We start from the raw sequence: 26,819 nt of genomic DNA on the forward strand, positions 1-26,819 counted from the left end.
TTACTGGCCCGGGCTCTGTTCGCTCTGCTCGGCCTGGATCCAGGCCAGCTCCTCCGGGGTGAGCGACACCGGGCCCTCCGGCTGCGGAGGGTTGAGCAGTTCCCGGTTCTGGTTGTCGTTGGCCGTGTTGATGAACTTCACCGGGATGTCGGTGTAGAGGACCTCGGGGCCCTTGGTCTGGAAGATGTGGCTGTTCTCCAACTGCTTGTTGGTGACGCTGTTGGCGACCGAGGTGCCCACCCCGAGGGCGGCGTTCTCCAGGGCGGTCGTGGGGTCGGCGCCCAGGCCGATCTGGACACCGGCGACCGCGAAGTTCTGGATGACGCCCTTGAGCGCGCCTCGGGCGGCCTCCCAGGCGAACTCCCGGTAGTCGTCCGGCTTGAGGGTGCTGCCCCCGTTGAACGCGTAGTCGTCCACCGGCGAGTGCTGTTCGGTGAAGCCGCCCGCGCCGTCGATGCCGGCGACCTTGGTGCCGCCCGCGTCCCGGACCGTGACGGCGCTGCTGTCGCCCGCGGTGAAGGTGTGGGTGGTGCCGTTGCTGTCCACCGACCCGGTGACTCCGCTGTGACCGACGTGCAGCGTGGTGTTCTCGCCGTTGCCCGTGTACTCGAAGTCGGCCGAGCCGTGCGGGTTCTGCGTGATGGTGACGCCGTTGCCGGGGTCGGTGGTGGTGGCGGTGCCGTGGTCGACCGTGGTGCCCGGGGCGCCGCCGGGCGGGGTGAAGGTGGCGGGGCCGCCCAGGTTGGTGACCGTGGTGCCGTCGCTGAGCGTGGCCGTCTGGTGGGCCGGGATCGAGGGCCCCTGCCCGCCCTGCGGCGGGGTGACGGCGGGGTGGTCGGTGACGTGGACACCGGGGCCCCCGGTGAGGCTGTTGTCCGGCCGTACGGTGACGGAGTCGCCCGGGCCGCCCGGGCCGCCGACCTGGAAGGTCCCGTTGCCGGTGTGGTCGACGTGCAGGCCGCCGCTGGTGACGCCGGAGCCGCCGCCCCAGATCGGCACCCGGACGCTGGGCCCGCCCGGGTGGTTCGCGCCGACGGTGAAGGTGGCGGGCGGGCCCTGCGGGGCGAAGGGGCTGTCCTTGCCGGGCAGGACCCCGGACTTCTCCGCCGGTGTGGTCGCGTTGGCGTAGCCGCTGTCGGACTTGGTGACCGTGACGTTGCCGGTGTCCACCGTGGACCGGCCGCCGAAGCCGCCGGTGTGGTGGATCGTGGGGCCGTTCCCCGGGGTCCGCACGGTGATGCCGCCCTGGCCGTCGCCGGTCACGGTGGACACGGGTGTCTCGCCCGGCCCGTTGCCGACCGGGTTGCCGCCCGTGTCGACGGGCCTGCCCTGGGCATCGACCGGGCCGTTCGGGTTGGGGCCCAGGTGCGTGACGCCGCCGGGGCCGAAGCTCCCGGTCCCCGCGCCGTGCTCGACGGTCACGTGTCCGTCGCCGTTGTGGCTGACGGTGGTGCCGGGCGCGGCGAAGGGATGGGCGCCCCGGGTGGAGACCGTCGTGCCGCCCGTCCCGTTGGTCAGGGTGTTGTCGCCGCCGACGAGCGGGGGGCTGCCGACGTAGGCGGGGCCCTTGCCGGGCGGGGTCAGGACGGTCGCCCCGTCACGCGTCGCCGTGATCGTCGCTCCGCTGGGCGAATTCTCCACGCTCAGACGCCCGTTGGGGTCGACGGTGTGGCCGACGCCGGACGTGTCGTCGACCGTCCGGGTGCTGAAGCCGCCGTGGCCGTCCGGGGTGAGCGTGGTGGTGTAGCCGTTGCCCGCCGCCGTGATCGTGCCGTGCGTGGTGGTGACGCCTTGCCCCGCGGTGTTGGAGACGGTGACCGACGGGCCGCCGACCTGGACGCTGCCGTCGGGGCCGGTGACGTTCACGGTGCCGTCGGCGCCGGAGGTCGTGGTCGTCGTCGCGGTGGTGCCCTGCTGGCTGAAGCTGACGCCGTCGTGGCCCGGGGCGCTCTGGACAGTGACGCCCTGCGAGCTGATCCCGTTCGCGCCGACCTGGGCCCGGACCGGATTGCCCTGGGCGTCCGGGTGGGTGATGTCGGCGGTCGGGCGGTGGGCGCCGTCGGTACCGGGGCGGACGGTGAACGCGCCGCCCTGACCGTCGTTCACGGTGGCGCTGGCGCCGCCCGCGCCGGTGTCCACGGTGGTGCCCTGCCCGACCGGTGCGCTGGAGACCGTTCCGTTGCCGGTGGCCACCACGCCACCGGCCACGTGCGTCGTGGCGCCGCCCGGGCCGAGCGTCGTCGTGCTGCCGCCGACGGCGACCGTGGCCCCGCCGTTCTGGCCGAGCGTGACCGACACGGCGGGCGGGCCGCCCGGCACGCCCGCCGTGATGCCGCCGGGGCCACGGTGGGCGGTGAACCCCGGCCCGGTCGCCGTCGTGCCGTTCGGGCCGGTGGTCACCTGGTATCCGCCGGAGTCCAGGGTCGTGGCGCCGCCCGACACCGAAGCCGTCGTGGTCACGACGTGACCACCGGCGTCCACCGTGCTCGTCCCCTGCACGCCGACCGTCGGTGTTCCATGGCCGTCCACGGAGACCGTGAGGTTGCCGTGGGACACCGGGTGGCCGGGGGCCGCCTGCGCCAGCGGTGGAGGCTGGGTCGGGACACCGTCGGGTCCCGGAGGGCCGTGCTGGCCGGGTGCGGGGGCGATGACGCCGGCCGCGCCGACGTGGTACCGGAACCCGCCCTGCGTGAAGTCGGCGGTGCCGTCGGCGTGGACGGTGGTGCCGCCGGCCGTGAGGTCGCCGTTCCCGCTGTGGCTGATGCCGCCGACGGTGAAGGAGCCGTTCTGGCCGACGGTGAACGGGGCGCCGTTGTCGCCGGTCAGCGTGACGCCGTCCGGAGTGAAGAACGCCGTGCCCCCGTGGGCGCCCGGGCCGGCCTGCACGGTCACGATGCCGTCGCTGTCGGCGCTGACGGACGGGCCGCCCTGCGTCGTCACGTTGACCGCGGAATCCAGTCCGTAGTGCCCGGCGTTGCTCTCGAACCGCACCGTGGTGCCGGGGTGGTGAGGGTCGGGGACGACCGTGAACCCGTCGCCGGCCAGGTGCGTGGTCGGGCCGCCGATCGAGCTCACCGTCGCGGTGCCGTCCGGATGCAGTGTGCCGGTCACTCCATTGTCCTGGACCGGGACACCGCCCGCATGGGGCGGGGCGACGTGCTGGTGGCCGGGCAGCGACACACCGCGGCCGATGCCGTCGGCGGGCGCCGTGACGTGGTGCCCCGCGAGATTGACGTCGACGCTCCCGCCCGCACCGGCCCCGGTGTCGTGTGTGACCACCGGCGGGTTGCCCGGAGCACCGTGGAACACCGAGGTGACGGTGCCCTGGTGCTGGACGGAGACCCCGTCCCCGGACACCGTGGTGGTGCCGCCCGCGTCGTGGACCGTGAGCCCCCCGGTGTGGATGTCACCGCCGGCCGCGACCGTGAAGGCGGGCGGGTTCGGGCCGTGGACCCCCGCCTCCCCGGTGCCGTTGAAGGCGACCGTGCCGTCGGCGCCCTGGGTGACGCCCCCGCCGAACGGGCCGTTCGCCGTCGTGAACCCGTGGTCGGACAGCGTGGTGGTGAGGTGGGAGCCGTTGCCGGCCGGGGTGTCCACACCGGTCCGGGTGCCGTCGTACGTGACCTTGTCGCCCTGCGGGCTCTCGATCGTGTTCGTGCCGCCCGAGGTCTTGGAGGTGAAGCCGTCCGGGGTGGTCGTCTTCGTCGTGGTCTTCGGCTCCGGCTGCGGACCCCCGTCCGCCGTCGAGGCGGGCTTGGGCGTCGGCGGCTCGGTCTTGGTCTCGGTGGTCGTACCGTCCGGCGTGGTGACCTTGGTCTTCAGCGCGCCGGTGGTCTGGTCGCCCTCGGTCTTGCTCGTGATCCCGTGGAAGCCGGTCTTCTGCGGCATCTCGCGGCCGTTGACGTGCAGCAGGCTGCCCGGGGTGAAGCTCGACGCCGAGAACGCCTTGCCGACGTTGCTCTTGAACCTGCCCTGCGTGGTGAAGGCGTCCTTGAGGTTGTTGGCGAACTTCGTGCCTCCGAGCACGGCGAAGCCGCCGCCGACGGCCGCACCCACCGCGGCCCCGGCGAGGATCCTCCCCGCGTCCAGTTGTCTGCCCGCGGCGACGTCCGAGATGACGGTCGCGGTCGCGCCGAGCGCGAACTCGGTGCTCCCCTCGGCGACCGCCTTCTGGGTCACCACGAAGGCCGGCCTCACCTTCAGCCCGTCGTAGTTGACGCCCCGGCCCAGCGGGGTGAGGACCTTGCGGGTGAAGGTGGAGGTCTTCGCCCAGCCCTTGACCGCGTTCGACATGGTGCCCGCGCCACGGCCCGCGGTCGCCAGCGCCTTGCCCAGCGGCGCGAACTTCGAGAGGACGTTGCCGAGTCTGCCCAGTTGGCCCAGCAGCACCCCGCCCGGCACGATGGTGAGCAGACCGACGATCAACTCGCCTATCTCCAGATGCCCCTGGGAGACCATCCGGATCACCGACAAGCCGAAGGCGAGTGCCCCGATGAGGATGCCGACCACCGGGAAGAAGATCGCGACGAGACCGGCGAAGATGCCGATGATGATCTCGAAGATCGGGTGGTCCGCGAGCCAGTCGCCGATCTTCTGGAAGATGTTGCGCGCCGGAATGGCCTGGTCCGCCGCCGCGTCCAGGGCCCGGGAGGCGGTGGCGGACCCGTCTTCGCGCATCTGCTGGGCCTGCTGGGCCAGCACCGCCGCCGCCGACAGCTGCGACTTGGCGTTGCCGACCTCCGTCACCTGCGCGTCATGGCTCGACGTCTGCTCCGGCGTGGCGTTCTGGGGCAGGTCGGGGACCACCACCGAGGCGGCCGCCGCGACGGGCCCGCCCTGGTCGATCGCCCGGTCCAGCAGGCTCTGCGCCTCGGTGAGCACGCCCGCGTAGACGGAGTACGCGTCGGCCGCCGAGTGGAAGGACGTCCGCGTCTGGTCCAGGAAGCGCGGCATGTCCCTGATCTTGTCCTGCAGGGCGGCCATCGCCTGGCCCTTGCCGTGCCGGATCGCGGCGTCGGTGCCGAGCAACCGGTAGGCCTGGTCCGCCTGGTCGCCCAGGTCCCGGTACGTCCGGGCGAGGGTGCGGATGGCCTCCGGGTCGCCCGGGGTGGGGTCGCTGTCGAAGCCGAGCGCTTCCCATCCGCTGGTGTGCCGTCTCGCCATAGCGCTGTCGCCCTTCCCCGATCGTTCACCGCTCGGCCGTGCCAGTAGTAACTCCGGTATGGCTAGGCTCAGTTCACAACATGACTTTCTCGCGCCCGGGTGAACTGTTCATGACAGCAGCGTTTCGGGCGGGTACTGCTCAGGAGGATGGAGATTGCGCTCCGCAAACGTTTCGGCCATGTGCGTCGCGGTCCTGGTCAGGCGCCCGGCCGCGCTCGTACTGGCCCTCGGGATCGCTGTCGCCGCGACGGCCCTGACGCCGGCCCGTACGGCGTCGGCGGTTCCGGCCCGCGCAGCCACCGCGATCGCTGTCGCAGCGGTCACCGCGGACGCCGCGGACGACGTCAGGTACTACGTCGTCACGTCCCCCGAGCAGAACGGCGGACAGCAGGAGACCCTCCTCGCCATCGCGGAGCGCACCCTCGGCGACGGCGACCGGTTCTCCGAGATCCTCGCCCTCAACACCGGCCGCGTGCTTCCGGGCGGTTCCACGTTCACCAGGCCCGAGCAACTGGTCCCCGGCTTCGCGCTGCGCCTGCCCGACGACGCGAACGGTGAGGGCGTGCGGGTGGGGCCGCTGCCCGAGGCCACGGCGGCGGTCCCGATCGCGGCGGCGTCCCCGGACCCCGCCGCCACCGGAACGGCCGCGTCCGGCCGGCGGGTTCCGATCGGCCCCCTCGTCGTCGGCGGCATCGGCCTGGCCCTGCTGACCGTCCTTGTCATCGCCCGCCGCACCCTGGGCCGGATCGCCCGCCGCACCGGCACCGCCCTGCGCGCCGCCGCCCGTCTCCTGCGGCCGCGCCTGCCGCGGGCCGCCCAGCGCGCGCTGCGCCGCCGGCGCCGGGCCGCCCTGGGCCGCTCCCTGGTAGCCGACACCCGCACGCTGCCGGTCGTACGGCACACCCTGCGCGAGCTGCTGGCCGCACCCGGTCCGGTCACCGGGCCGGCCGGCGCGTCCACCCGGGTCTACAGCGTGCTCGCGCTCCCCACCAAGATGCTCGCCGCCGTCTCCGCCGGCGGCGCGCCCGCCCCGGCGCGGTGGACCGCCCTCGACGCCACCCGCTGGGAGCGCACGGGGGTCCCCACGTCCGTGGAAAACGACGCCCAGTCCGGCGGCCTGCCCCTGCCGCTGCTGGCCCGAGCGGGTGTGACCGGACGCGGCCACGCCCAGTTCCTGGTCGACCTCGGCCAGCTCAACGGGACCCTCAGCATCCTCGGTGACCTCCGCGTCGCCCGCGACACCCTGGCGGCGCTGGTGCGCAGCCTGCTGGACACCGCGCGCCAGGACAGCGCCGCGGTCACCGTGGTGGCCGTCGACCCGGCCCGCACCGTTCTGCCCGACCTGCACGCCCAGCACGGACTGCTCAGGGTCCCCGGACTCCAGGACGTCAGCGGTGGATCCCGGTCCCCGCTGGCCGTCCCCGCGCCGGAAGTCGGTGCCGGCCTCATCCGAAGCGCCACCCGCACCGGCCCCGTCACCGGCGTCCTCGTGCTGGCGCAGCCGCCCACCGGGAACGATCTCCCCGCGCTCGCCCGGCTCTCCTCCCGGGACGGCGGCTGGATCGTGCTCGCCGCCGGGGACGTCCCGGGCGCCCACTGGCGCTGGTACGCCGAGGAGGACGGCACCGTCGACACCGGGATCCTCGGCCACAAGGTCTTCGTCCCGGTCCAGACCGCACCGGAGCACGCGGGCACCGTCTGAGGCCGGGCTCGTGCCCCTGGCCCGTGACGTCAGCCGGTGGGCCCCGCACGACCGGGGGCCGGCCGCCGGTCGCGGAGCCGACCTGCCGAGGACGTGCCGGCGGTCGTCTCCGAGCCGGTGACGAACGCCCGCCTGCACGCGGGCGGCCGGGCGGTGGACCGGCTCAGGCCGGCAGCGGCTCGGTGCGGATCACGGTGAACACCGCGCCCTCGGGGTCGGTGACGGTGGCCACCCGCCCGTACGCGGAGTCGCGCGGGGCGCGCAGGACGTTGCCGCCGAGCTCGACGACCTGGCGCGCGGCCGCGTCGGTGTCGGTCACCTCGAAGTACGCCATCCAGTGCGCGCCGCGATCGCGCGGCAGACCCCGGCCGACGCCGTGGATGCCGCCCACCGGGTGGCCGTCGAGCTGCAGGGTGAGGTAGTCGAAGTCGGTCGAGACGACGTGCTGGGTCTCGAAGCCGAAGACCAGCGAGTAGAACGCGGCGACCATCGACGTCTCGCGGGTGACCAGTTCGTTCCACACGGGCGAGCCCGGTTCGCCGGAGGTCTCGATGCCCCGGTGGCGCACGGCCTGCCAGATCCCGAACACCGCCCCCAGCGGGTCCAGGGCGATCGCCAGCCGCCCCGCGTCGTCCGCGTCCAGCGGGCCCACGCCGACCGTGCCGCCGCAACCGCGGACCAGTTCGGCGGTCTTGTCCGCGTCGTCGGCGGCGAAGTACGTGGTCCACGCGATCGGCAGCTGCCGGCCCCGGGGCAGTTCGCCGATACCGGCCACGCTCTTCCCGTTCAGCGTGGCGCGCACAGAGGTGTCCAGCGAGGACGGACCCGGGTGGAACTCCCAGCCGAACAGGTGGCCGTAGAACTCCTGCGTGGCCTCGACGCCGCGTGCCAGCAGGCTGACCCAGCACGGAGTCCCGTGCGGGTGGCGGTTCCCTACCTCGGTCATCAATTCTCTCCTGGGGAGCGGCGCTCGGGGTCGTGGAGGAGGTACCACAGCAATGCTCGCACCACAGGGCCTGCCGCGTCCGGGGGCCGCGCCGCAGGGTCCCCGTGCCGGGTGACCACAATGGGCTCATGCATCCTGTCATTACCGTAACCGAATTGGCCGCGCGGCCGAAGGGCGCGTCAGACGGCGGGCCCGTCCTGCTCGACGTCCGCTACCGGATGGGCGGGCCGCCCGGACGCCCCGAGTACGAGGCCGGCCACCTCCCCGGCGCCCACTACGTCGACCTGGAGACGGAACTCGCCGGGCCGCCCGGCGACGCCGGCCGCCATCCCCTGCCGGACGTGGCGGTGTTCACCGCCGCCATGCGGCGCGCGGGCGTCGGCCCGGACCGGGACGTCGTCGTCTACGACAACTGGCTGGGCTGGGGCGCCGCCCGTGCCTGGTGGCTGCTGCGCTGGGCCGGACACGAGCGGGTGAGGGTGCTGGACGGCGGCCTCGCGGCCTGGACGGCGGCCGGCCTCCCGCTGGAGACGGGCGCACCGGCCGACGGGGACGGGGACTTCACGGCGGTCCCGGGCGGGTTGCCCCTGCTCGACGCCGACGGCGCGGCGGCACTGGCGCGCGAGGGCGTGCTCCTCGACGCCCGGGCGTCGGAGCGCTACCGCGGCGAGGTCGAACCCATCGATCCCGTCGCCGGGCACATCCCCGGTGCGGTCAGCGCCCCCACGACGGAGAACGTGGACCCCGCCACCGGGCTCTTCCTTGCGCCCGGCGACCTGACGGCCCGCTTCGCCGGCGTCGGTGCCACCGCCGGCACCGCGGTCGGTGTCTACTGCGGCTCGGGTGTCTCGGGTGCCCACGAGGTGCTCGCCCTCGCGGCGGCCGGCGTTCCCGCCGCCCTCTACGTCGGCTCCTGGAGCGAGTGGTCGCACTCCGGCCGCCCCGTGGCGACGGGCCCCCAGCCGGGCTGAGGCCCGGCACTCCCACCCGTCCGTCCACGGCGCGTCACCCTCGCGTGGCCCCGCGACGGTGCCGGCCGGCGGACGGGCGGGAGAACCGGGCGGCTTTCGACGGGCCGCGCCCTGCGGTGTGCCCTGACCCGTCGCCCGACGGTGGTGCCGCCGTGTCAGTCCTGCTTCTTGCGGCGGCTGCCGAAGACGATCTCGTCCCAGCTCGGCACCGTCGCCCGCCGTCCCGGCCGGACCCCGTCCGCCTCGGCCTGCCGGTCGGTGGAGCCGACCAGCCGGTCCCGGTGGGCGCCAACGGACCGCGGCATGAGGACGTCCGCGTACGCGGATCCCGCGCTCGCGGCGGGCGCCGGCGGCACGGACTCCTCGGCCTCGGGGTCGTCGACCGCACCGTCGGTGCCCGCCGCCGCGGCCGCGGGAACCTCCGGTGCCGCGGGCGATGCGGGCTGCGAGGGGACGACCATGTCGCCGCGGAAGCTCGGCACGGCCTCCAGGAGGCTGGTCAGGGAGTCGCGTTCCTCCTCGGCCCGCTCCTCCGCGCCGCTCGCGCGTTCCGGCCGCTCCATGACCCGGTCGCGCGGCAGCCGCGCGATCCTCGGCACGAAGGGGTAGCTCGGTTCCGCGGGCTCCTGGGTGGCCTCGCCGATCAACGCGCGCGCCTCGTCGTCGACGGCCTGGACCAGCCGCCGCGGCGGGTCGTAGGTCCAGCTCGCCGAATGCGGCTCACCGGCGACGCGGTAGACGAGCAGCACCTCCCAGGTGCCGTCGTCGCGCCGCCAGGAGTCCCAGACGACGGAGTCCTTCTCGGCGCCCCGCAGCAGCAGCCGTTCGGCGACGGCCTCGCCGAGCTGCGGTCCGGTGCTCTCGCCCTGACGCCGTACCGGGGTCTTGCGCGCCCGCTCCGCCATGAAGGCGCGCTCCGCGAGCACGGGGCCCTCGAAGCGCCGCACCCGCTCGACGGGGATGCCGGCGAGCTGCGCGACCTCCTCGGCGGTGGCGCCCGCTCTTATCCGCGCCTGGATGTCGCGGGGGCGCAGATGGCTCTCGACCTCGATCTCGATCTGGCCCAGCCGCGCCCGGTCGTTGCGAATGGCGGCACGCAGGCGTTCGTCGATCGGGAGTGTGTACTCCGTGCTGTCGGCAGCCTTGAGCACCAGTCGTGTGCCGTCGTTGCTGACGGCCACGACACGCAATTCGGGCACGGTTACCTCCCGGGTGGTGCCTGCCGACGTCACGTGCGTCGCTGCTCCCGATGGACGAGTGTGACCTGCCCGGGTGCAGCCTGCCACAACCTTGCTGAGTTTCCCGGCGTGTCGGGCATGTGCCGTGACGCGCCGTTATGGCACGGTTACCTATTTGCAACGCTGAGTGACCAAACGCGTCACTCGGCGCCACGTGTCTCCGGGTCGCTCGACAGCACCCCGGGATGAAGTGCGCCGTCTCCCCCCGGAGCCAGGATTTGTCACAGTACTCCATTTGGGCCACGCCGGTGGGGCGCCGCGCCGTCGAACTTTGTGCGGGTCAAGGGAGTTGGCCGGGGACCGTTACGCAATCTCCACAAATGGAGGCTTGGGATCTACTCGCCCAGCACCCGCCGCAGGTAGTCGTTGCGGAACAGCCGGTCCGGGTCGAGCCGGTCCCGCAGCGCGGTGAACTCGCCGAAACGCGGATACGCCTTGGCGAACCAGTCCGCGTCCCGGGTGTGGACCTTGCCCCAGTGCGGCCGGCCCTGATGCGCCGTCATTATTTCCTCGACGGCCGTGAAGTACTCCTGGTACCGGCTGCCCCGGTACATGTGGACCGCCACGTAGGCGCTGTCGCGCCCCGAGGCCGTCGACAGCGCGATGTCGTCCGCCGGGGCGACCCGCACCTCCACCGGGAAGCTGATCCGCAGGGCCGAGGAGTCGACCATCGACTTCAGCTCCCGCAGGACCTCCACCGCCGCGGCCCGTGGAACGGCGTACTCCATCTCCACGAAGCGCACCCGGCGCGGGTGGGTGAAGACCTTGTACGGGATGTCGGTGTAGGTGCGCGCGGACAGGGCCCGGCTGGAGACCTGCGCGATCCCGGGGATCAGCGACGGCGCGGCCTGCCCGAGCGCGCAGGCGGCCCGGAAGACGCCGTTGGAAAGGAACTCGTCGTCGAGCCAGCCGCGCACCGGGGGCACCGGCGCCGCGGGGCCCTGGCTGCGGTTGTTGCGCTTGGTGTTGCAGCCGTCGGTGTGCGGGAACCAGTAGAACTCGAAGTGCTCGTTCTCCTCGACGAGTTGGTCGAACTCCCCGAGCACCCGGTCGAAGCGCATCGGTTCCTCGCGGGCGGTGAGCAGGAAGACCGGCTCCACCGCGAAGGTGAGGGAGCTGACCACGCCCAGGGCGCCGAGCCCGATCCGGGCGGCGGCGAAGACGTCGGCGTTCTCCTCGGCGGAGCACGTGAGCACCGAGCCGTCGGCCGTCACCAGTTCCAGCGCGGTGATCTGGGCGGCGATGGAGGCCGAGTCGCGGCCGGTGCCGTGGGTGCCGGTGCTGGTCGCCCCGGCCGCGGTCTGCTCCATGATGTCGCCCATATTGGTGAGCGACAGACCCTCGGCGGCGAGGAACGCGTTCAGGTGCTTCAGCTGGACGCCGGCCTCGACGGTCACGGTCCCGGCCGCGCGGTCCAGGGAGCGTATGGAACTCATGCGCTCCGGGCGGATCAGGACGCCGGCGGTGGCCGCGGCGGAGGTGAAGGAGTGCCCGGTGCCCACGGCCTTGGCCGGCAGGCCGTCCGCGGCCGCCTTCCGCACGGCGGCGACCAGCTCCTCCAGCGAGGCGGGTGACACCTCCCGTGCCGGGACGGCCCGCACGTTGCCCGCCCAGTTATGCCATGTGGCCTTCCCGGCGGTTCTGTTCGTCGTAGCCATGCGTACGCGATCCCTCCAGCTCCGGCGCCGGCTCCAGCCGGCGGTACCCCAGGAAGGCCGCCACCACGGCGAGTGCCGCGGCGGAGGCGGGCACCGCGAACGCCGCCCGGGCCCCCGCCGCGTCGATCACCCACCCGGCGAGCGAGGCCCCGAGCGCCACACCGACCGCGAGCCCCGTGCTCGTCCACGTCATACCCTCGGTCAGCTTCGCGCGCGGTACCAACTGCTCGACGAGCGCCATGGTCGTGACCATCGTCGGCGCGATGGACAGGCCCGCGACGAACAGCGCCACGGCCAGGAACGGCAAGTTCCCGACCAGTAGTGGCGGGATCATACTCACGCCCATGGCCCCCACGCCCAGCAAAAAGCGACGGGAGGCCGTGCCACGCGGTCTCATCAGGCCGAAAAGGACTCCCGCGAGGCAGGATCCTGACGCGTACACGGCGAGGACGAGGCTGGCGGCGGCCTTGTGGCCCTGTTCCTGGGCGAACGCCACGGTGGTGACGTCCACCGCGCCGAAGATCGCCCCGGTCGCCACGAAGGTGAGCACCAGGACCCGCAGCCCGGGCGAAGCGAGCGCCGAACCCCGCGTGTGCTGCTCGCGCGGGTGCGGCGGCGGTTCGGTGGAGCGCTGCGCGGTGAGCAGGAAGGTGCCGGCGGCGAGGAAGACCGCCGCCAGCAGGGGACCGGCCTCGGGGAACCACACGGTGCACAGCCCGATGGACAGGATCGGGCCCACGATGAAGCAGATCTCGTCGACCACGGACTCGAAGGAGTACGCGGTGTGCAGCAGGGTCGGCGAGCCCCGGTGGATGGCCGCCCACCGCGCCCGCACCATGGCGCCCAGGCTCGGCGTCAGCCCGGCGGCCGCGACGCAGGCGAACAGCGTCCAGTCCGGCGCCCCGGTCCGTACGCACACCAGCAGCGCGGCGACGGCGAGCACCGTGGTTCCGGCCGCCGGGCGCAGCACCCGGCGCTGGCCGTACCGGTCCACCAGCCGGGAGACCTGCGGCCCGAGCGCCGCCCCCGACAGCGCCAGTACGGCCGCGAGCGCGCCCGCGATCCGATAGCGGCCGGTGACCTGGGACATCATCGTCACGATCCCGATGCCCAGCATGGACAGCGGCATCCGGCCGATGAGGCCGGCAGCGGCGAAGCCCCTGGTCCCGGGGGTGGAGAAGATCGCGCGATAGGGACTGGGCAAGGGGCGCTCCTCGGCTTCGTCGCCGATCCACGAGGGGGTGCGGGTAAGGAATGTGGCTGCTCATCACAGCTTACAAATGGAGCGCAAGCGATTTTTCCCGCCGCCCTCCGGCCCCGCCGCCCGCCGGCCTCCTGCGACCGCTCCCGCCCCGAGGCCCGCGCCGTTCCACGGCCGTCACCGGGCGGTGGGAGGATCGGAGACATGTCCGATCACACCGAGGCCGCCACTGCCGCTCCCTACGACGCACTGCTCCTGCTGTCCTTCGGAGGGCCCGAGGGGACGGACGACGTCGTCCCCTTCCTGGAGAACGTCACGTGGGGGCGCGGCATCCCGCGCGAACGCCTGAAGGAAGTGGGGCAGCACTACTTCCTGTTCGGCGGGGTCAGTCCCATCAACGCGCAGAACCGCGAACTGCTGCAGGCGCTGCGCAAGGACTTCGCAGAGCACGGCCTCGACCTTCCCGTGTACTGGGGCAACCGCAACTGGGCGCCCTACCTCACCGACACCCTGCGCGAGATGGCCGACGACGGCCGCCGCCGCATCCTGGTGCTGGCCACCAGCGCGTACGCCTCCTACTCCGGGTGCCGCCAGTACCGCGAGAACCTGGCCGACTCCCTTGCCGCGCTGGAGGCCGAGGGCCGCCCGGTGCCGCGGGTGGACAAGCTGCGCCACTACTTCAACCACCCCGGCTTCGTGCAGCCCATGGTCGACGGTGTCCTGACCGCGCTCGCCGAGCTGCCCGAAGAGGCGCGCGCCGGTGCGCACCTGGCCTTCACCACGCACTCCATCCCCCTCGCCGCCGCCGACACCTCCGGCCCGGCCGACGTGCACACCAAGGACGGGGCCGGCGGCGCCTACGTCGCCCAGCACCTGGACGTCGCCCAGGTGATCGCCGACGCCGTCCGGGAGGCCACCGGCACCGACCGTCCCTGGAAGCTCGTCTACCAGTCCCGCAGCGGCGCCCCCCACATCCCGTGGCTGGAGCCCGACATCTGCGACCACCTGGAGGAGCTGCACGCCTCCGGGGCGCCGGCCGCGGTCATGGTGCCGATCGGCTTCGTCTCGGACCACATGGAGGTCCGCTACGACCTCGACACCGAGGCCACCGCCAAGGCCGCCGAGCTCGGGCTGCCCGTGGCCCGCTCGGCCACGGTCGGCGCCGACCCGAGGTTCGCCGCCGCCGTCCGCGAGCTGGTCCGGGAGCGGGCCGCGGCCGAGCGCGGCCTCACGCCCGAACGCTGCGCGCTGGGCCGGCTCGGCGCGAGCCACGACGTCTGCCCGGTCGGCTGCTGCCCGGCCCGCAGCCCGCGCCCCGCCGCGGCGGGCGCCGAGTGACCGACACATGCCGACGCACAGCACAAGGAGCGCCGTGACCGACCAGCTGAAGGACGAACTCCTGGCGGTGGCCCTGGAGGCCGCCCGCAGGGCCGGGGAACTGCTGCGCGACGGCCGCCCGGCCGACCTCGGGGTGGCCGCGACCAAGAGCAGTCCGATCGACGTCGTCACCGAGATGGACCTCGCCGCGGAGAAGCTCATCGCCTCCTTCATCGGCGAGCGCCGGCCGGACGACGGGCTGCTCGGCGAGGAGGGCGCCAGCGCGCCGGGCACCACCGGTGTCCGCTGGGTGATCGACCCGCTCGACGGCACGGTTAACTACCTCTACGGCCTGCCCGGCTGGGCGGTGAGCATCGCCGCCCAGGTCGAGGGCGAGACCGTCGTCGGCGTCGTCGAGGCGCCCATGAGGCGTGAGAGCTACCGCGCCGTCCTCGGCCGCGGCGCTTGGGTGGGCGACGTCCGGGCCCGGCCGCGCCCCGCGCCGCCGTTCGAGCAGGCGCTGGTCGGCACGGGCTTCGGGTACTCCACCGAGGTGCGCACCGGACAGGCCGAGGTGGCCCGCCGGCTGATCCCGAAGGTGCGGGACATCCGCCGGGCCGGTTCGGCCGCGATCGACCTGTGCGACGTGGGCTGCGGCCGGCTCGACGCCTACTACGAGCGCGGGCTCAACATCTGGGACTACGCCGCGGGCGACCTCTTCGCCCGCGAGGCGGGCGCGCTCACCGGCGGCCGCCCCGGGGAGCCGCCGTCACCGCAGCTGACGGTGGCGGCGCCGACGGGGGTCTTCGAGCCGTTGCAGGCACTCCTGGAGGAACTGGGCGCCTGGCACGACTGACCGGCGGCCCCGGACCCGGGCACGCGAACGCCCCGGCACCTGTGCGGTGGCCGGGGCGCGGCGCCGGTTCCGGTTGCCCTCAGGCGATCTTGGGCAGCACCTGTACGCCGTGGTCGGCGGCGAGGCGGCGCAGATCGGCCAGTTCGGCCTCCTCGACCTCGGCCAGGAACTCGTCCCCCGCCTCCCGGGCGGCGAGCAGGTCCGACTCAGTGCTGTGTATGCGCTGCAGGATGCCAGTGGTGAATGCGTCCATCAGGTGGCGCCCCCTCGTCGTCGATAGGTGACACAGGGTGTGGGTGGGTACGGGTCGATGCGGCTGCGGGCAGGTTGTTCCGAGGTCCCCGCGGATCGCGCGACGGCTGCCGCCACAAGTCCACTGCGAACGCCCAAGGGGCGCGATCGGGGGTGTGCAGTCGTCCTCCCCAGGCCCGCCGGAGCGGAAACCTCCGCAACCCGAAGAATTCCGCGCCGAGTTCCCGTCCGCGCCACGCGCGGCCCACGACCGGTACGGACGCCGCTCCCCGCCACGCACGGTGTGGCCCGTGTCACGTGCGGTGCCGGGCGGCTCGGGGTCGGAGGGCGGCCGGAGGGCGGCCGGGGCACGGCCGCGGGGGCCGTCGCGCGCGGCCCGGGAACGCGCTCTTACCGCCGGTTTACGGCCTTCAGGTGCAGGATGGAGACGCATTCGGCCTGCGCACAGGCCGTTGAGAAGTGTTCACGGAAGGAAGGGCGCCTTGCGCGTACTGGTCGTCGAGGACGAACAGCTGCTCGCCGATGCGGTGGCCACGGGACTGCGCCGCGAGGCCATGGCCGTGGACGTCGTCTATGACGGCGGGGCCGCTCTGGAGCGGATCGGGGTGAACGACTACGACGTCGTCGTCCTCGACCGGGACCTGCCCGTGGTCCACGGTGACGACGTCTGCCGCAAGGTCGTCGAGCTCGGCCTGCCCACCCGGGTCCTGATGCTCACCGCCGCCGGCGACGTGAGCGACCGCGTCGAGGGCCTGGAGCTCGGCGCCGACGACTACCTGCCCAAGCCCTTCGCCTTCACCGAGCTGATCGCCCGCGTGCGGGCGCTCGGCCGGCGGACGACCGCCCCCCTGCCGCCGGTGCTGGAACGCGCGGGCATCCGCCTCGACCCCAACCGCCGCGAGGTCGTCCGCGAGGGCCGGCAGGTGCATCTGGCGCCCAAGGAGTTCGCGGTGCTGGAGGTACTGCTGCGCAGCGAGGGGTCCGTGGTGTCCGCGGAGCAGCTGCTGGAGAAGGCCTGGGACGAGAACACCGACCCCTTCACCAATGTGGTGCGGGTCACGGTCATGACGTTGCGCCGCAAGCTCGGCGAGCCCGCCGTGATCGTCACGGTGCCCGGCTCCGGCTACCGGATCTGATGCGCCGTGGCCACTTCCTCTTCCTCCTCGCCGGCGTCCTCCTCGTCGTCCTCGTCCTCCTCTTCGTCGTCGTCCTCGCCGACGACCCCGCCGCGCATCCCGCCGAAGCCCACCTGGGAGCCGGCGTCGCCGGCCGGCCGCGGTCCGCTGTTCCGTCCCACGATCCGGATACGGCTCACCCTGCTCTACGGCGGCATGTTCCTGATCGCCGGCGTCGTCCTGCTGTGGATCATCTACCTGCTGGCCGCACAGGCACTGCACGACGGCAACGAGCTGCCCTTCCGGCTGCTGAGCGGCCACGTGGCCACCACGACGCCCAGCTGCCAGCTGCCGAGCTCGGGGACGACCGACGAGTTCACCGACGCCATCAACGCCTGTATGCAGGACCGGCGCGAGGTCGCGCTCGACAGCCTGCTGCGGCGGTCGCTGTTCGCGCTGGTGGGTCTCGCCGTGCTGGCCTTCGCCTTCGGCTACCTGCTGGCGGGCCGTGTGCTGTACCCGCTGGGCAGGATCACCCGCACCGCGCAGGCCGTGGTCTCCTCCGACCTCAAGCGCCGTATCCACCTGGACGGGCCGGACGACGAGCTCAAGGAGCTCGCGGACACCTTCGACGAGATGCTGGAGCGGCTGGAGCGGTCCTTCGACGCGCAGCGCCGTTTCGTCTCCAACGCCTCCCATGAGCTGCGGACCCCGCTGGCGATCAACCGGACCCTGCTGGAGGTCCAGCTGTCCGACACCGCGGCCGGCCCGGAGGTCCAGCAGCTGGGGAAGACCCTGCTGGCCACCAACACCCGCAGCGAGCAGCTCGTGGAGGGCCTGCTGCTGCTCGCCCGCAGCGACAACGAGATCGTGGACCGCAAGCCCGTGGACGTGGCCGAGGCGGCCTCCCAAGCCCTGGAGCAGACCCGCAGCGAGGCCGACGCCAAGGGTGTGGCGCTCCGCAGCGAACTGCACGAGGCGGTGGTCCAGGGCAACGGCGTGCTGCTGGAGCGGATCGCGCTCAACCTCGTCCAGAACGCCGTCCGCTACAACGTCCCCGAGAACGGCTGGGTCGAGGCCACCACGGGTCTGGAACCGGGTCTCGCGGTCCTGACGGTCACCAACACCGGCCCGGTGGTTCCCGCCTACGAGATCGACAACCTCTTCGAGCCGTTCCGGCGGCTGCGCACCGAGCGGACCGGGAGCGACAAGGGCGTGGGACTCGGGCTGTCGATCGCGCGATCGGTGGCGCGGGCCCACGGCGGCACCATCTCCGCGGTGCCCCGCGAGGGAGGTGGCCTGGTCATGCGGGTTGCGATCCCCGTCTGAGGCACCCGGGAGCCGTTCCGCGACACCCCCGGGACCGTGTTCGCTTTGCGCTGAATTTTGCGGTCTGATCCCCGCGGCGGCATGCTGTGAGCGATTACACATACGATTCCGGCCGCGGGTACGCTCCGTGTTCGCCGGTCCGGGAAAAGAGCGGAAAAATCCATGTTTCCGCAGGTCATGATCACGGGAAGTACACGTGGAGGCGTGAGCAAGGTGCGACAACCCGGCCCTTTCCGGTCATGACCGGCAGTGGATCCGATCACCTCTTCGGGGGTGCGGTTGGGTGTCGATTGAGTAACGGCACTTGATGTAAGGCAAAATCTCCGCTTCGGGCCGGGCACAAGACCGGCCTCCCATGCGTTACGTGCGCTGGAGACACCGCAGACACCCAGAGGGGGAGAGCGATACATGGCTACTGATTACGACACACCACGCAAGACCGACGACGATGTCAACGAGGACAGCATCGAGGAACTGAAGGCTCGCCGGAACGACAAGTCCACGTCCACGGTGGACGTCGACGAGTTCGACCAGGCCGAGTCCCTCGAACTGCCCGGCGCCGACCTTTCCAACGAGGAGCTCTCGGTCCGGGTCCTGCCCCGGCAGGCCGACGAGTTCACCTGCATGAGCTGCTTCCTGGTGCACCACCGCAGCCAGCTGGCCTCGGAGAAGAACGGCAACCCGATCTGCCGCGACTGCGCGGCCTGACGGGACACCGGGATCGTGGACAGCGACGACGAGCGAGGCCGCGCGGCCTCGCTCGCGGGCGCATCGGAGGAACCGGCGGTCGACGACGGCCTTCCCGGACCTCCGAGCCGTGCCGCCCGCGGGCGTGCCCGCGCCAGGGCGGCACTGTCGACCCTCGCCGAGGGTTTTCTCGAGACGGCCCCGCGGATACCCGTACGGGACCTGGAGGCGCTCCGCCGGCAGTTCCCCGGGCTGGGGCCCGAGGAGCTGGCGGACAAGCTCGTGAGCGCCGCCACCCTGGGCACCGCGACGGTCGGCGCCGGCATCGGCGCCGCCGCGATGCTGCCCACCCCGCCCGCCATGCCCGCCGAGCTGGCGAGCGAGACGATCGGCGTCGCCCTGATCGAGTACAAGCTCATCGCCGAGCTGCACGAGGTCTACGGGCTGCGCGCCCCGGGCACGCTGCGGCAGCGCGCGGTGATGTACATCGCCGAGTGGACCGAGCGACGCGGCATCGACTTCTCCAAGCCGTCCACGCTGAACGTGGCGCTCGGCGGCCGGATGAAGCGCGAGCTGCGCCAGCAGCTCATGAAGCGCACCATGCGCAATCTGCCGACGCTGACCCCGTTCATGGTCGGCGCGGCCGTCGGCGCCGTGATGAACCGGCGCGACACCAGGAAGCTCGCGGAACAGATCCGCAAGGACCTGCGCGAGCGGCAGGTGCCCTGGGGGCTGCTCTCCGTCGAGGAGCCGCCGCCCGCCCTGGGACCCGGCGGGCCCGGGGAACTGCCGGCGAAGTCCGCGGAGACGGACGACTGAGGCCGCCGGTGCGGGCGCCTCAGGCGGTCCGCACGTCCCGCAGCGCGGCGGCCAGCCGCTCGGGGGCCCGCGTGGAGAGGTACAGGTAGGGGGTCGGATCCGCGGGGTCGGTGACCTCGACCTTCAGCGCGGTCGGCACGTACGACCGCAGCAGCATGAACGCGCGCGGATCGGCCTTGTACGAGCGCCAGGCCAGCGCCTCCTGGTGGTCCAGCACGGTCGCCTCGCCGAGCGCCCCCACCGGGATCCGTGCGTCGCCGGCGACCAGCGACCCGGCCACCACCCGCAGCCGCGCCGAGCCGTACGAGCTCACCGCGACCGCTCCGGCGGCCGTGCCCCCGACGAGGCCGCCCAGCAGCGGCAGCGCCCCGAAGGGCAGCAGGATCAGCGCCAGTGACACACCCGCGCCGAAGGCGAGCAGCCACCAGGAACGCGGCGCGGTCAGCCGCTCCTCATAGGTCATGCCGGTCATGGGACCCAGCTTGTCATGCCGCCCTGTCAGCGCCCGCCACGGGACCGCAGACGCGACAGGGCCTGCGCGGCGCGCGGCGCGGTGCGCAGGCCGATGGCGACCTGCTTGGCCCAGTCGGTGGCCGCGGTGGGCAGCGCGGCGTCCAGGACGGCCGAGGAGCGGGCGTCGTTGCCCACCAGGTACCGGGGGAGCGGCCGGGGCGCCGACAGCGCCCTGAGGACCGCACGGGCCACCGGGCGCGGTCCCGGCAGCTCGCGCTTGAGCAGGTCGTCCGCGGCCTCGTACCGGTCGCGGTACGGCGAGGCCGTGCCCTGGGGCAGCCGGGTGGCTCCGCGCTCCCAGATGTCGGTGCCGAAGGCCCCGGGCTCGACCAGCACCACCTTCACCCCGAACGGCGCCGCCTCCATGCGCAGCGCGTCCGTGATCGCCTCCAGGCCCTGCTTGCTCGCGCAGTACCAGCCGAGCAGCGGCATCGAGACCCGGCCGGAGATCGAGGAGATGTTGACGATGCGCCCCGCGCGCCGGGCGCGCATGGTCGGCAGCACGAGCCGGGCGATGCGCGCCGGTGCCACCAGATTGATCTCCAGCTGCTGGCGCACCTGTTCGTCGTCGACGTCCTCGATCGCACCGGGCTGCGCGATGCCCGCGTTGTTGACCACCGCCCAGGGACCCCCGTCGGTCATCGTGGCGATCTCCGTGAACGCCCGTACGGACGACGTGGCGTCCGCGACGTCGAGCAGTACGGTGCGCACCGAGGCGCCGGTCCTGGCCGCCGCCGCGCGCAGGGCCTCGGCCTTCTCCTCGGTGCGCACCGTGCCGATGACGTCGTAGCCGGCGTGGGCCAGTTCGAGGGTGATCGCCAGCCCGATCCCGCATCCGGCTCCGGTGACGACGACGGACCTGGGGGTCATGGGGTGCTCCAAGGGATGGGGGACACGTGCCGCGTGGCCGGAAGGAGAACGGGCGGGCGGCGGGAAAGGATCCCGCAGGAGGGTAGGGTCTCCCGCGTGAACGGAGCCACACCCGACGTCCCGGCCCGCCCGGGCCTGACACCGCCGAAGGACGCCTCGCCGCCGGTGCGGCACCCCGGCGCGCCCGCGCCCGGCGAACCACTCGGCGCGCACTACGAGCACTGCTTCGGCTGCGGCGGGGCACAGCCCCACGGCCTGCACCTGGAGGCACGGGCCGCAGAGGGCGTCGGCGTCACCGCCGAGTTCACCGTACAACCGGCCCACCAGGGCGCTCCCGGCCTCGCGCACGGCGGTGTGCTGGCGACCGCGCTGGACGAGACGCTCGGCTCCCTCAACTGGCTGCTGCGCACTATCGCGGTCACCGGGCGCCTGGAGACCGAGTACGTCCGGCCGGTCCCCGTCGGCTCCACCCTCCACCTGGACGCGCGCTGCACGGCGGTCGCCGGGCGCAAGATCTACTGCACCGCCACCGGCCGGATCGGCGGCCCCGACGGCCCGGTCGCGGTCCGCGCGGACGCGCTCTTCATCGAGGTCAAACTGGAGCACTTCACCGACCACGGCCGCGCGCAGGAGATCCAGGCCGTCATCGAGGACCCCGACCAGGTCAAGGCCGCCCGCGCCTTCGAGGTGAACCCGTGACCCGCCCGCCGGTGGACGTGCTGATCCGCCGGCTCGACGCGGACGTCCCGATTCCCTCGTACGGGCACCCTGGCGACGCCGGAGCGGACCTGGTCACCACCCGGGCGGCGGAGCTGGCCCCCGGTGAGCGGGCGGTGCTGCCGACAGGCGTCTCCATCGCCCTGCCGGAGGGGTACGCGGCCTTCGTGCATCCGCGCTCCGGGCTCGCCGCGAGGTGCGGAGTGGCGCTCGTGAATGCCCCAGGAACGGTTGATGCCGGGTACCGTGGGGAGATCAAGGTGATCGTGGTCAACCTGGACCCGCGCGAGAGTGTGCGGTTCGCCCCGGGGGACCGGATCGCGCAATTGGTCGTCCAGCAGGTCGAGCGGGTCCGCTTCCACGAGGTGGCGGAACTGCCCGATTCGGCGCGGGCGACGGGGGGCTTCGGCTCCACGGGGGGTCATGCCGCGGTGGACGGCCCTCCGGTCGGTCCGTCCGGCCATGGATACGCATCGGTCATCGCTGACCGGGAAGGACAGTGACGTGTTCCGTCGTCGTCGCAAGGAGCGCGAAGACGCCCTCGACGAGCTCGAGGCCGAGAGCCCTGACGAGCTGGCCGAAGACGCCGAGGAGTCGGACGACTCCATGGAGTCCCGTCGGTACAACCTTCCGCCCGCCCCGAGGCCGGACGGTCCGTGGGACGTGAGCGAGGTCGGCACGCCCGGCGAGGGCCGGGTGGACCTCGGTGGTCTGTTCGTGCCCGGCGTCCAGGGCATGGAGCTGCGGGTCGAGGTGGCCGGCGAGTCCATCGTCGCCGCCACCGTGGTGCTGCGGGACAGCGCCATCCAGCTGCAGGGCTTCGCGGCGCCGAAGTCCGAGGGCATCTGGGGCGAGGTCCGTGACGAGATCGCGTCAGGGATCACCAAGCAGGGCGGCATCGTCGACGAGGTCGAGGGTCCGCTCGGCTGGGAGCTGCGCGCCCAGGTGCCGGTCCAGTTGCCCAACGGGAACAACGGCGTGCAGGTGGTGCGCTTCGTCGGCTGCGACGGACCGCGCTGGTTCCTGCGCGGCGTCATCTCCGGCCAGGGTGCCGTGCAGCCGGAGACCGCGGGCCTGCTGGAGCAGATCTTCCGCGACACCGTGGTCCTGCGCGGCGAGACCCCGATGGCGCCGCGCGACCCGATCGTGCTGAAGCTGCCGAACGACGCCCAGATGGTCCCCGAGGGCATCGCCCAGGACCAGGACGGCGGGCGCTTCTCCGACGGCATCGACCCGATGCGCCGCGGACCGGAGATCACCGAGGTGCACTAGCGCCGCCGTACCGCCCGTCCGATGGGCCGACCCGCTTCCGCGGGGTCGGCCCATCGGCGTTTTCGCAGGTCGAATGGGTTCCTCCCAAGAGATCACCACGGCGGGCCCGGGCGCCCGTCAGTACGACGCGGACGCGCTCGGGCGGCCTGTTGACGGGATGTTTGCTGTCCTGGTCATTGTCCGTTCTTTCCTGATCCGGGAGCGCACGATGGCCGATCTGGTCTTCGTGGCCACCACGGTCGCGGTCTTCGCGCTGGTGGCCTTCATCGCCAAGGCGGTGACGAAGCTGTGAGTGCCGAGAACATCGTCGGCCTCGTCGTGGCCGTCGCTCTGCTGGGCTATCTCGTCCTCGCCCTCGTCTTCCCCGAGAGGTTCTGAGGCGCGGACATGAGCCCCGTCCTCGCGCAGGTGCTCCAGGTCGCCGCCCTCGTGGCGGCGCTGGCCCTGGTGTACCGGCCCTTCGGCGACTACATGGCCGCCGTCTACAGCTCCCGCAGGCACTTGCGGGTCGAGCGCGTCCTGTACCGCTGCTTCGGGGCCGACCCCGACGCCGAGATGCGCTGGCCGTCCTATCTGCGAGCGGTCCTGGCCTTCTCCTTCGTGGGCGTGCTGTTCCTCTACCTGTTCCTGCGGGTCCAGAACCACCTGCCGCTCTCCCTGGGGTTCGCCGCGATCACCCCCGACCAGGCGTTCAACACCGCGACCTCGTTCGTGACCAACACGAACTGGCAGTCGTACATGGGCGAGAACACCATGGGGCACGCCGCCCAGGCCGGCGGCCTGGCGGTGCAGAACTTCGTCTCGGCGGCGGTCGGCATGGCGGTGGCCGTGGCGCTGGTCCGCGGTTTCGCCCGGTCCCGCACCGGAGATCTCGGCAACTTCTGGGCCGACATGGTCCGCGGAACCATCCGCGTCCTGCTGCCGATCGCCTTCGTCGCCGCGATCGTCCTGATGGCCTTCGGCGCGGTGCAGAACTTCGCCGGCTGGCACGACGTCACCACGCTCGCGGGTGGCCGGCAGACCCTGACCGGCGGACCGGTGGCGTCCCAGGAGGCCATCAAGGAGCTGGGCACGAACGGCGGCGGCTTCTACAACGTCAACTCGGCCCACCCCTTCGAGAACCCCGACGCGTTCACCAACCTCTTCGAGATCTTCCTGATCCTGGTGATCCCGTTCTCCCTCACCAGGACCTTCGGCACGATGGTCGGCAGTGTGAAGCAGGGCTACGCGATCCTCGCCGCCATGGGGGTCATCTGGGTGGGCTTCGTCGCCCTGATGAGCTGGGTGGAGTTCGCCCACCCCGGATCGGCGAACCAGATCGCGGGCGCCGCGCTGGAGGGCAAGGAACAGCGTTTCGGCGTCGGGGCCTCGTCGCTCTTCGCGGTCAGCACGACACTGACCTCGACCGGCGCGGTGGACTCCGCCCTCTCCTCCTTCACCGGGCTCGGCGGCGGCATCGCCCTGCTGTCGATGATGCTCGGCGAGATCGCTCCCGGCGGCACCGGTTCCGGCCTGTACGGCATCCTGATCATGGCGATCATCGCGGTGTTCCTCGCGGGTCTGATGGTCGGCCGCACCCCGGAGTTCCTGGGCAAGAAGGTCGGCACGCGCCAGATCAAGCTCGCCGCGCTCTACATCCTGGTCACCCCGGCGATCGTGCTCTGCTTCACGGCCCTGGCCATGGCGCTGCCGACCCCGCCGCACTCCATGCTGAACAGCGGCCCGCACGGTTTCTCGGAGGTGCTGTACGCCTACACCTCGGCCGGCAACAACAACGGCTCCGCCTTCGCGGGGCTGAGCGCCGACACGCAGTGGTACAACACCACGCTCGGCCTCGCGATGGTCCTCGGCCGGTTCGTGCCGATGATCTTCGTCCTGGCCCTGGCGGGTTCGCTCGCCCAGCAGAAGCCGGTCCCGGCCACCGTCGGCACCCTGCGCACCGAGAAGCCGCTCTTCGCGGGCCTGCTCGTCGGCGCGATCCTGATCGTGACGGGTCTGACCTACTTCCCGGCGCTGGCCCTCGGCCCGCTGGCGGAGGGGCTGTCATGAGCCGCCCGGACCGTACCGACCCCGCGGGGGAATCCAAGTCCACGGAATCGTCCGCGCGCGCGTCCAAGGGAGGGACGGCGCCGCACGCCCCCGACACGGGTCAGGGCGGGCGCGTCTCGGGCGGTCTGTTCGACCCGGCGCAGCTGCTGAAGTCCCTGCCGGACGCGCTGCGCAAGCTCGATCCCCGGGTGATGGTCAAGTCCCCCGTCATGTTCGTCGTCCTGGTCGGCTCGGTGCTCACCACCGTGCTGGCGGCGCTGTCCCCCGCCGCCTGGTTCGGCTGGGCGATCACCGTCTGGCTGTGGCTGACCGTGACCTTCGCCAACCTGGCGGAGGCGGTCGCCGAGGGCCGCGGCAAGGCCCAGGCCGACACCCTGCGCAAGGCCAAGACCGACACCGTCGCCCGCCGTCTGGTCGACGGCAAGGAGGAGCACGTCCCGGGCGCCGAATTGCGCGTCGGCGACCTGGTGGTGTGCGAGGCCGGTGACGTCATCCCGGGTGACGGTGACGTCGTCGAGGGCGTTGCGTCGGTGGACGAGTCGGCGATCACCGGTGAGTCGGCCCCGGTCATCCGGGAGTCCGGCGGCGACCGCTCGGCCGTCACGGGCGGCACCAAGGTGCTCTCGGACCGCATCGAGGTCCGGATCACCACCAAGCCGGGCGAGACCTTCATCGACCGGATGATCGCGCTGGTCGAGGGCGCCTCACGGCAGAAGACGCCCAACGAGATCGCGCTCAACATCCTGCTGGCCTCGCTGACCATCGTCTTCCTGCTGGCGGTCGTGACCCTGCAGCCGTTCGCGATCTACGCGGGCGCCGAGCAGTCGATGATCGTCCTGGTCGCGCTGCTGGTCTGTCTCATCCCGACGACCATCGGCGCCCTGCTGTCGGCGATCGGCATCGCGGGCATGGACCGGCTGGTGCAGCGCAATGTGCTGGCCATGTCCGGCCGTGCCGTCGAGGCCGCCGGTGACGTCTCCACCCTGCTGCTGGACAAGACCGGCACCATCACCCTCGGCAACCGCCAGGCCTCGGAGCTCGTCCCCGTGCCGGGCGGGGGCGAGGCCGAACTGGCGGACGCGGCGCAGCTGTCGTCGCTGGCCGACGAGACGCCCGAGGGCCGCTCCGTGGTCGTCCTGGCGAAGGAGAGGTACGGCCTGCGGGCCCGGAGCGAGGGCGAGCTCGGTCGCGCCGAGTTCGTGGCCTTCACCGCCCAGACCCGCATGTCCGGCGTCGACCTGGAGGACCGGAAGGTCCGCAAGGGCGCCGCGTCCGCGGTGACCGCGTGGGTCGCGCAGAACGGCGGCGACGTCGCGGCCGACGCCCAGCGGGTCGTGGACTCCATCTCCGCCGCCGGCGGCACCCCGCTGCTGGTCGCGGTGAAGGACCGTGACCGGGCCCGGGTCCTGGGTGTCATCCATCTGAAGGACGTCGTCAAGGAGGGCATGCGGGAGCGGTTCGACGAGCTGCGGCGGATGGGTATCCGCACGGTGATGATCACGGGTGACAACCCGCTGACCGCGCGGGCGATCGCGCAGGAGGCGGGTGTGGACGACTTCCTCGCGGAGGCGACGCCCGAGGACAAGATGGCGCTGATCAAGCGGGAGCAGGCGGGCGGCAAACTCGTCGCGATGACCGGTGACGGCACCAACGACGCCCCGGCGCTGGCGCAGGCCGATGTCGGCGTGGCGATGAACACCGGTACTTCGGCCGCCAAGGAGGCCGGGAACATGGTGGACCTGGACTCCAACCCGACCAAGCTGATCGAGATCGTGGAGATCGGCAAGCAGTTGCTGATCACCCGTGGCGCGCTGACGACCTTCTCCATCGCCAACGACGTGGCGAAGTACTTCGCGATCATCCCCGCGATGTTCGCGGTCGTCCACCCGGGCCTGGACAAGCTCAACATCATGCGGCTGTCCTCGCCGGAGTCCGCGATCCTGTCCGCGGTCGTCTTCAACGCGCTGATCATCATCGCGCTGGTGCCCCTCGCCCTGCGCGGTGTGCGGTACCGGCCGAGCAGCGCCGACCGGATGCTCCGCCGCAACATCGGGATCTACGGCCTCGGCGGCCTGGTCGCCCCGTTCATCGGCATCAAGATCATCGACCTGCTCATCTCCCTGATCCCCGGGATCGGCTGACGG

24 protein-coding genes are annotated in these 26,819 nt (G+C 72.6%); 15 read left to right on the top strand and 9 right to left on the bottom strand.

What is annotated here, in order from left to right; all coding sequences use genetic code 11:
* Window positions 1–5,163 (bottom strand): hypothetical protein, encoded by a 5,163-nt coding sequence (locus ACIP98_RS10700; protein WP_401974989.1) that lies wholly within the window; start codon window positions 5,161–5,163, stop codon window positions 1–3.
* A 178-nt stretch (window positions 5,164–5,341) separates the two neighbouring features.
* On the opposite strand from ACIP98_RS10700, the gene ACIP98_RS10705 reads away from it, so the two are divergent.
* Window positions 5,342–6,865, top strand: a complete 1,524-nt coding sequence (locus ACIP98_RS10705) for a hypothetical protein (protein ID WP_401974991.1) — start codon at window positions 5,342–5,344, stop codon at window positions 6,863–6,865.
* Window positions 6,866–7,028: 163 nt separating this feature from the next.
* Here ACIP98_RS10705 and ACIP98_RS10710 read toward each other — a convergent pair whose 3' ends face one another.
* Window positions 7,029–7,811, bottom strand: coding sequence for a VOC family protein (locus ACIP98_RS10710; protein ID WP_319659111.1), 783 nt, complete (start codon window positions 7,809–7,811; stop codon window positions 7,029–7,031).
* A gap of 128 nt (window positions 7,812–7,939) precedes the next feature.
* Between ACIP98_RS10710 and ACIP98_RS10715 the strand changes: the two genes are divergently transcribed.
* A complete protein-coding gene (locus ACIP98_RS10715; protein WP_319659110.1) occupies window positions 7,940–8,782 on the top strand; it encodes a sulfurtransferase in 843 nt (280 codons plus the stop codon).
* A 155-nt stretch (window positions 8,783–8,937) separates the two neighbouring features.
* Here the strand turns inward: ACIP98_RS10715 and sepH are convergent, their stop codons facing one another.
* From sepH to ACIP98_RS10730, 3 genes are all read right to left on the bottom strand, one after another.
* Entirely contained in the window at window positions 8,938–10,014 is a 1,077-nt protein-coding gene (sepH, locus tag ACIP98_RS10720; RefSeq protein WP_319659109.1) for a septation protein SepH, read from the bottom strand.
* 341 nt (window positions 10,015–10,355) lie between these two features.
* Complete coding sequence (locus tag ACIP98_RS10725) at window positions 10,356–11,678, bottom strand: D-arabinono-1,4-lactone oxidase (protein WP_319659108.1); 1,323 nt, start codon at window positions 11,676–11,678, stop codon at window positions 10,356–10,358.
* Window positions 11,635–12,882, bottom strand: coding sequence for an MFS transporter (locus ACIP98_RS10730; RefSeq protein WP_319659107.1), 1,248 nt, complete (start codon window positions 12,880–12,882; stop codon window positions 11,635–11,637). The genes ACIP98_RS10725 and ACIP98_RS10730 overlap by 44 nt, the downstream gene beginning before the upstream one ends.
* A gap of 201 nt (window positions 12,883–13,083) precedes the next feature.
* Between ACIP98_RS10730 and ACIP98_RS10735 the strand changes: the two genes are divergently transcribed.
* Window positions 13,084–14,217: a ferrochelatase gene (locus ACIP98_RS10735; protein WP_401974996.1), complete on the top strand. Its 1,134-nt coding sequence runs from the start codon at window positions 13,084–13,086 to the stop codon at window positions 14,215–14,217.
* A 7-nt stretch (window positions 14,218–14,224) separates the two neighbouring features.
* On the top strand, window positions 14,225–15,052 hold the full coding sequence (locus ACIP98_RS10740; RefSeq protein WP_319659105.1) for an inositol monophosphatase family protein: 828 nt from the start codon (window positions 14,225–14,227) through the stop codon (window positions 15,050–15,052).
* Between the two features lie 79 nt (window positions 15,053–15,131).
* Here the strand turns inward: ACIP98_RS10740 and ACIP98_RS10745 are convergent, their stop codons facing one another.
* Window positions 15,132–15,305: a hypothetical protein gene (locus tag ACIP98_RS10745; protein ID WP_319659104.1), complete on the bottom strand. Its 174-nt coding sequence runs from the start codon at window positions 15,303–15,305 to the stop codon at window positions 15,132–15,134.
* 481 nt (window positions 15,306–15,786) lie between these two features.
* On the opposite strand from ACIP98_RS10745, the gene ACIP98_RS10750 reads away from it, so the two are divergent.
* Window positions 15,787–16,440: a response regulator transcription factor gene (locus ACIP98_RS10750; RefSeq protein WP_319659103.1), complete on the top strand. Its 654-nt coding sequence runs from the start codon at window positions 15,787–15,789 to the stop codon at window positions 16,438–16,440.
* Here ACIP98_RS10750 and ACIP98_RS10755 read toward each other — a convergent pair.
* Window positions 16,428–16,601 (bottom strand): hypothetical protein, encoded by a 174-nt coding sequence (locus ACIP98_RS10755; RefSeq protein WP_319659102.1) that lies wholly within the window; start codon window positions 16,599–16,601, stop codon window positions 16,428–16,430. The genes ACIP98_RS10750 and ACIP98_RS10755 overlap by 13 nt on opposite strands.
* A 34-nt stretch (window positions 16,602–16,635) precedes the next feature.
* Here ACIP98_RS10755 and ACIP98_RS10760 point away from each other — a divergent pair, with 34 nt between their 5' ends.
* The 3 genes from ACIP98_RS10760 (at window position 16,636) to ACIP98_RS10770 (ending at window position 19,254) form a co-directional block, all read left to right on the top strand.
* A complete protein-coding gene (locus ACIP98_RS10760; RefSeq protein ID WP_319659101.1) occupies window positions 16,636–17,748 on the top strand; it encodes a HAMP domain-containing sensor histidine kinase in 1,113 nt (370 codons plus the stop codon).
* A 408-nt stretch (window positions 17,749–18,156) separates the two neighbouring features.
* Window positions 18,157–18,456, top strand: a complete 300-nt coding sequence (locus tag ACIP98_RS10765) for a DUF4193 domain-containing protein (protein ID WP_319659100.1) — start codon at window positions 18,157–18,159, stop codon at window positions 18,454–18,456.
* A gap of 15 nt (window positions 18,457–18,471) precedes the next feature.
* Window positions 18,472–19,254, top strand: coding sequence for a hypothetical protein (locus ACIP98_RS10770; RefSeq protein ID WP_319659099.1), 783 nt, complete (start codon window positions 18,472–18,474; stop codon window positions 19,252–19,254).
* Window positions 19,255–19,273: 19 nt separating this feature from the next.
* Here the strand turns inward: ACIP98_RS10770 and ACIP98_RS10775 are convergent, their stop codons facing one another.
* Together ACIP98_RS10775 and ACIP98_RS10780 are read right to left on the bottom strand one after the other, a co-directional pair.
* Complete coding sequence (locus tag ACIP98_RS10775; RefSeq protein WP_319659098.1) at window positions 19,274–19,726, bottom strand: DUF3093 domain-containing protein; 453 nt, start codon at window positions 19,724–19,726, stop codon at window positions 19,274–19,276.
* Between the two features lie 26 nt (window positions 19,727–19,752).
* Window positions 19,753–20,637 (bottom strand): SDR family oxidoreductase, encoded by an 885-nt coding sequence (locus ACIP98_RS10780; RefSeq protein WP_401975002.1) that lies wholly within the window; start codon window positions 20,635–20,637, stop codon window positions 19,753–19,755.
* Window positions 20,638–20,733: 96 nt separating this feature from the next.
* On the opposite strand from ACIP98_RS10780, the gene ACIP98_RS10785 reads away from it, so the two are divergent.
* From ACIP98_RS10785 to kdpB, 7 genes are all read left to right on the top strand, one after another.
* Window positions 20,734–21,336 (top strand): PaaI family thioesterase, encoded by a 603-nt coding sequence (locus ACIP98_RS10785; protein WP_319659096.1) that lies wholly within the window; start codon window positions 20,734–20,736, stop codon window positions 21,334–21,336.
* Window positions 21,333–21,857: a dUTP diphosphatase gene (gene dut, locus ACIP98_RS10790; RefSeq protein ID WP_319659095.1), complete on the top strand. Its 525-nt coding sequence runs from the start codon at window positions 21,333–21,335 to the stop codon at window positions 21,855–21,857. The genes ACIP98_RS10785 and dut overlap by 4 nt, the downstream gene beginning before the upstream one ends.
* Window position 21,858: 1 nt before the next feature.
* On the top strand, window positions 21,859–22,626 hold the full coding sequence (locus ACIP98_RS10795) for a DUF3710 domain-containing protein (RefSeq protein ID WP_319659094.1): 768 nt from the start codon (window positions 21,859–21,861) through the stop codon (window positions 22,624–22,626).
* Window positions 22,627–22,699: 73 nt separating this feature from the next.
* Window positions 22,700–22,918 (top strand): hypothetical protein, encoded by a 219-nt coding sequence (locus tag ACIP98_RS10800; protein WP_319659093.1) that lies wholly within the window; start codon window positions 22,700–22,702, stop codon window positions 22,916–22,918.
* The gene (kdpF, locus tag ACIP98_RS10805) at window positions 22,915–23,004 is read left to right on the top strand and encodes a K(+)-transporting ATPase subunit F (RefSeq protein WP_073491767.1); all 90 of its coding nucleotides are present in this window, start codon (window positions 22,915–22,917) and stop codon (window positions 23,002–23,004) included. The genes ACIP98_RS10800 and kdpF overlap by 4 nt, the downstream gene beginning before the upstream one ends.
* Window positions 23,005–23,013: 9 nt before the next feature.
* Window positions 23,014–24,675 (top strand): potassium-transporting ATPase subunit KdpA, encoded by a 1,662-nt coding sequence (gene kdpA / locus ACIP98_RS10810; RefSeq protein ID WP_319659092.1) that lies wholly within the window; start codon window positions 23,014–23,016, stop codon window positions 24,673–24,675.
* A complete protein-coding gene (gene kdpB, locus ACIP98_RS10815) occupies window positions 24,672–26,816 on the top strand; it encodes a potassium-transporting ATPase subunit KdpB (RefSeq protein WP_319659091.1) in 2,145 nt (714 codons plus the stop codon). Before kdpA ends, kdpB begins: the two co-directional genes overlap by 4 nt.
* Window positions 26,817–26,819 lie beyond the last annotated feature (3 nt).

Origin of the sequence: Streptomyces sp. NPDC088354, from assembly GCF_044753585.1 — a bacterium.
In the GTDB taxonomy this organism is placed as follows: Bacteria; Actinomycetota; Actinomycetes; order Streptomycetales; family Streptomycetaceae; genus Actinacidiphila.